6 protein-coding genes are annotated in these 3,667 nt (G+C 74.4%); 3 read left to right on the top strand and 3 right to left on the bottom strand.

All coding sequences use genetic code 11. The features are described from left to right. A partial coding sequence (locus tag KME77_RS14725) for a 2-thiouracil desulfurase family protein (protein ID WP_219467189.1) occupies positions 1 to 361 on the top strand: 361 nt, incomplete at its 5' end. On the opposite strand, the gene KME77_RS14720 is transcribed toward KME77_RS14725, so the two are convergent. The 3 genes from KME77_RS14720 to KME77_RS14710 are packed head-to-tail and all read right to left on the bottom strand — an operon-like array spanning position 337 to position 1,962. Beyond that, positions 337 to 717, bottom strand: a complete 381-nt coding sequence (locus KME77_RS14720; RefSeq protein ID WP_219467188.1) for a hypothetical protein — start codon at positions 715 to 717, stop codon at positions 337 to 339. The two genes, KME77_RS14725 and KME77_RS14720, sit on opposite strands and share 25 nt — an antisense overlap. Positions 718 to 774: 57 nt before the next feature. Beyond that, complete coding sequence (locus KME77_RS14715) at positions 775 to 1,350, bottom strand: TetR/AcrR family transcriptional regulator (RefSeq protein ID WP_219467185.1); 576 nt, start codon at positions 1,348 to 1,350, stop codon at positions 775 to 777. 9 nt (positions 1,351 to 1,359) lie between these two features. Next, positions 1,360 to 1,962 carry a hypothetical protein gene (locus KME77_RS14710; protein WP_219467183.1) on the bottom strand — a complete coding sequence of 201 codons (603 nt, stop codon included), beginning with the start codon at positions 1,960 to 1,962 and terminating at the stop codon, positions 1,360 to 1,362. Positions 1,963 to 1,989: 27 nt separating this feature from the next. Here KME77_RS14710 and KME77_RS14705 point away from each other — a divergent pair, with 27 nt between their 5' ends. Continuing rightward, the gene (locus tag KME77_RS14705; protein WP_219467181.1) at positions 1,990 to 2,667 is read left to right on the top strand and encodes a response regulator transcription factor; all 678 of its coding nucleotides are present in this window, start codon (positions 1,990 to 1,992) and stop codon (positions 2,665 to 2,667) included. Then, on the top strand, positions 2,664 to 3,667 hold a 1,004-nt coding region (locus KME77_RS14700), incomplete at its 3' end, for a HAMP domain-containing protein (RefSeq protein WP_219467178.1). The genes KME77_RS14705 and KME77_RS14700, both read left to right, overlap by 4 nt.

The following is a 3,667-nucleotide window of genomic DNA, read 5'->3' as shown; positions in this document are numbered from 1 at the left end:
GGAGGGGGGCCCGCCCCCCCCCCCCCCGCCCGCCGAGATCGAGCGCGGGGCCGGCGGCGCGGCCGTGCTGTCGGGGCGGGCCCGCGTGCTGGCCACCGACGGGTCCGACGTCACGGCGCAGTTCCTGGCGGGCGCGCGGGCCGCGCTCGACGCCGCCAGGGCCGCCGGCGCGCGGCTGGCGGTGCTCAAGGAGGGCAGCCCGTCCTGCGGCGCGCTCGCCATTTACGACGGCACGTTCCAGGGGCGGCGGCTGCCCGGCCAAGGCGTCACCACGGCGCTGCTGGAGCGCGACGGCATCCGCGTCTTCACCGAGGACCAGGTCGCCGAGGCCGCCGGCTACCTGCGTACCCTCGACACGTAGAGGGCCGCGGCCAGGCCCGACAGGAGCAGCACCACCATCGTCTGGTGGTACCAGAGGTTCAGCGCGGTCTCCTCGCCCGGCCCCAGCGCCTGCGCCAGCACCCCCATCAGCACCCCGGCCAGCGCTCCCGCGTGCGTGTAGACGACCGCGTCCCACGCCCACGGCGTGGGTCTCAGCGCGCCGTACGCGCCCACGGCCAGCGCCGCGCCGCACAGCGTCTCCACGACCGTCGCCGGGACGATCACCGGCTCGCGCAGCGGCCCGAGCGCCAGCCCGGCGTGCAGCAGCGCCCCGCAGAAGAACACCAGCGCGTACGCCGCCGACAGCGCCCCGAGCGCCTTCCTGAGTGCGTCCATACGTCCACGGTCGCACCCGGCGAGCCCCGGCGAATCACCCCCAGGGCGGCGGTCCGGCTACGCCGTGGGGAGCAGTCGCCCGACCAGCCGGACGACCTCGTCGATCGTCGCCTTCGCCTCCTGCTCGGACTCGCAGGCGGTCACCTCGCGCCCGGCCTCGCCCATCATCGTGGTCAGCAGCACGACCAGCACCTGGCTCTCGCGCGAGTCATCGAGCTCCAGCAGGCGCTTGTTCCCGCCGATCCAGTCCCAGCCCCGCTGCCTGCGCAGCGTGGTGAACTCGGCCGGGCCGTCGTTCTCCAGGAACAGCCTGGCCACCTCCCGCAGCTCCCACGAGCCCTCCAGGTAGGCGCGGGCCCCGGCCAGGAACCGCTCGGCGCTGCCCTGGGTGGCCTTGGCCGCCCGCGAGGTGCGCTCCTCCTGGGCGCGCATGAACTGCTCCCAGAGCGCCAGGAACAGCCCCGGCTTGCCGCCGAAATGGTGGTACAGGCTCCCCACACTCATCCCCGACGCCTCCACGATGTCGGCGACCGTCGCCTCGGCGTACCCCTTGGCCTGGAAGACCTCGCGCGCCGAGCGCAGCAGCGTCTCCCGCGTCGCGCTGGAGCGGCTCCATCTCCGGCTCGTGCTCATCGGCACTCCTCAGTACTCCCAGGTGTCGGTGCGCCGCTCGCCGCTGATGCAGAACGCGCTCGAACCGTGCTCGCCCTTGGCCAGGTCCACCCGGATCCAGCCGGTGTTGCTGGAGACGTTGGTGGAGTAACCGCTGTTCGGGATGGCGGAGATCAGGCGGCAGCCGTCGGGGCCCAGCTCGAACGTCACCTCGCCGCCCTTCACCGTCACCACCCGCAGGTTCTCCGACGCCTGCGCCGGCGTTGGCCTCGCGCTGGTGGCGGCCGGCTCGGAGGTTCTGGCGGGTGTGCTCGCGGGGGTTCTCACAGGTGTTCTGACGGGCTTCTTCGTCGGGGTCCGCACCGGCGTCGAGGCGGGCGTCCTCGTGGGCTTCTTCGCGGAGGTGGAGACGGGTGCCGGAGTGAGAGTAGGTGTCGGGGCGGGCGTCCTGACAGGCGCGGCGGAGGGTGTGCCGCGCTCCCCGTCCGCGACGGCCCGCGCCCTGTACGGCTCCACCTGAACGTCGTCCACGAACTCGGTACGCAGGACGCCGCGCACGCCGAACCACGACACTGAGACGGCGATCAGCGTGGCACCACACCAGATCACCACGTAACGAAGGGCTCGACGCATGAGACGCATTATGTACGGTAGGGCCCCATGGCGACGGTCCTCGTAGTCGAAGACGACGAATTCGTCAGGTCGGCGATCATCCGCGAGCTGGCCGGCAGACGGCACGTGGTGCGCAGCGCGGGCTGCGCCCTGGACGCGCTGCGCGAGATCTCGCAGCACCCGCCGGACGCCGTCGTCCTCGACCTGGGCCTGCCCGACCTCGACGGGTCGGAGGCGCTGAAGATGGTGCGCGGCATCTCCGACGTGCCGGTCATCGTGGCCACGGCCCGCGACGACGAGGCCGAGATCGTCCGGCTGCTGCAGGCGGGCGCCGACGACTACCTGGTCAAGCCGTTCTCCGGCGACCATCTGGGCGCCCGGCTGGAGGCGGTGCTGCGCCGGGCCCGCTCCGCCCCGCCGCCGCAGGTGCTGCGGGTGGGCGGGCTGCTGGTGGACGTCAACCGGCGCGAGGCCGCGCTGGACGGCGGGCCGCTCACGCTGACCAGGCGCGAGTTCGACCTGCTCGCCTACCTCGCCGTGCGGGCCGACCGGGTCGTCACCCGCAAGGAGTTACGGACCGAGGTCTGGCACCAGTCGTACGGGGACGACCAGACGATCGACGTGCACCTGTCGTGGCTGCGCCGCAAGCTCGGCGAGAGCGCCTCCAACCCCCGCTACCTGCACACCGTCCGCGGCGTCGGCGTCATGCTGTCAGCCCCCCGATGAGGCGGACCCTCGCGGCGCTCGTGGTGGCCGTCACCTCGATGGTGGCGCTGGCCTTCCTGGTGCCGCTCGCGCTGACCGTCAAGGAGACCGCCGAGTCCAGGGCCGTGGCCGACGCCGAGCGGCAGGCGTCCGCGCTGGTGCCCGTACTGGCGCTGACCACCAGGACCGAGGACCTCGCGCACGCGATGGCCCGGACCGAGGCCGGGCGGCGCGGGCTGCTGGCCGTCCACGTCAAGAACGGCCCGACGGCCGGCACCTCCCGCGCCCCCGCCGCCGACGTGGCGCGGGCGGCGGCGCAGACCAGGGCCGGGACCGTCGAGCTGCCCGGCGGCCAGGCGCTGCTGCGCCCCGTCGCGCTGGACGAGGGCAGAGGCGCGGTGATCGAGGTGTTCGTGCCCGCCGCCGACCTGCGGCGGGGCGTCGGGACGTCATGGGCGGTGCTGACCGGACTGGCCGTCGTGCTGGTGCTCGGATCGGTGCTGGTCGGCGACCGGCTGGGCGCCCGCGTGGTGCGCTCGGCGCGCCGGCTCGGCTCGGCGGCCACCGCGCTGGGCGCGGGCGACCTGCGTGAGCGCATCCATCCCGAGGGGCCGCCCGAGCTGGTGGCGGCGGCCACGGCGTTCAACGCGATGGCCAACCAGGTGACGCACCTGCTGGCCGCCGAACGGGAGCTGGCCGCCGACCTGTCGCACCGGCTCCGCACGCCGCTCACCGCGCTCAGGCTCAGCCTCGACCAGCTCGGCGAGCAGGCCGAGCCGAGCAGGCAGGCCCTGGCCAGACTGGAGGGCGAGGTGGACACGATCATCTCCGCCGCCCGGCGGCCCTCGCGCGCCGAGCGGGCCTGCGACGCGGCCGAGGTGCTGCGCGAGCGGCTGGTGTTCTGGTCGGCGCTGGCCGAGGACCAGCAGCGGCCGTGGCAGCTCGCCGGCGCGACGCTGCCGGTACGGGTCCCGGTGCCGGCGGCCGAGCTGACGGCGGCGGTGGGCGGGCTGCTGGGGAA

Source organism: Nonomuraea rhizosphaerae, from assembly GCF_019396405.1.
Lineage (GTDB): Bacteria > Actinomycetota > Actinomycetes > Streptosporangiales > Streptosporangiaceae > Nonomuraea > Nonomuraea rhizosphaerae.
This window is presented reverse-complemented; position numbering and strand designations above follow the sequence as displayed.

Coding starts and splice junctions, on each gene's coding strand:
- KME77_RS14715 (WP_219467185.1), bottom strand. CDS start 1,350: ATGAGCACGAGCCGGAGATGGAGCCGCTCCAGCGCGACGCGGGAGACG.
- KME77_RS14705 (WP_219467181.1), top strand. CDS start 1,990: ATGGCGACGGTCCTCGTAGTCGAAGACGACGAATTCGTCAGGTCGGCG.
- KME77_RS14720 (WP_219467188.1), bottom strand. CDS start 717: ATGGACGCACTCAGGAAGGCGCTCGGGGCGCTGTCGGCGGCGTACGCG.
- KME77_RS14710 (WP_219467183.1), bottom strand. CDS start 1,962: ATGCGTCGAGCCCTTCGTTACGTGGTGATCTGGTGTGGTGCCACGCTG.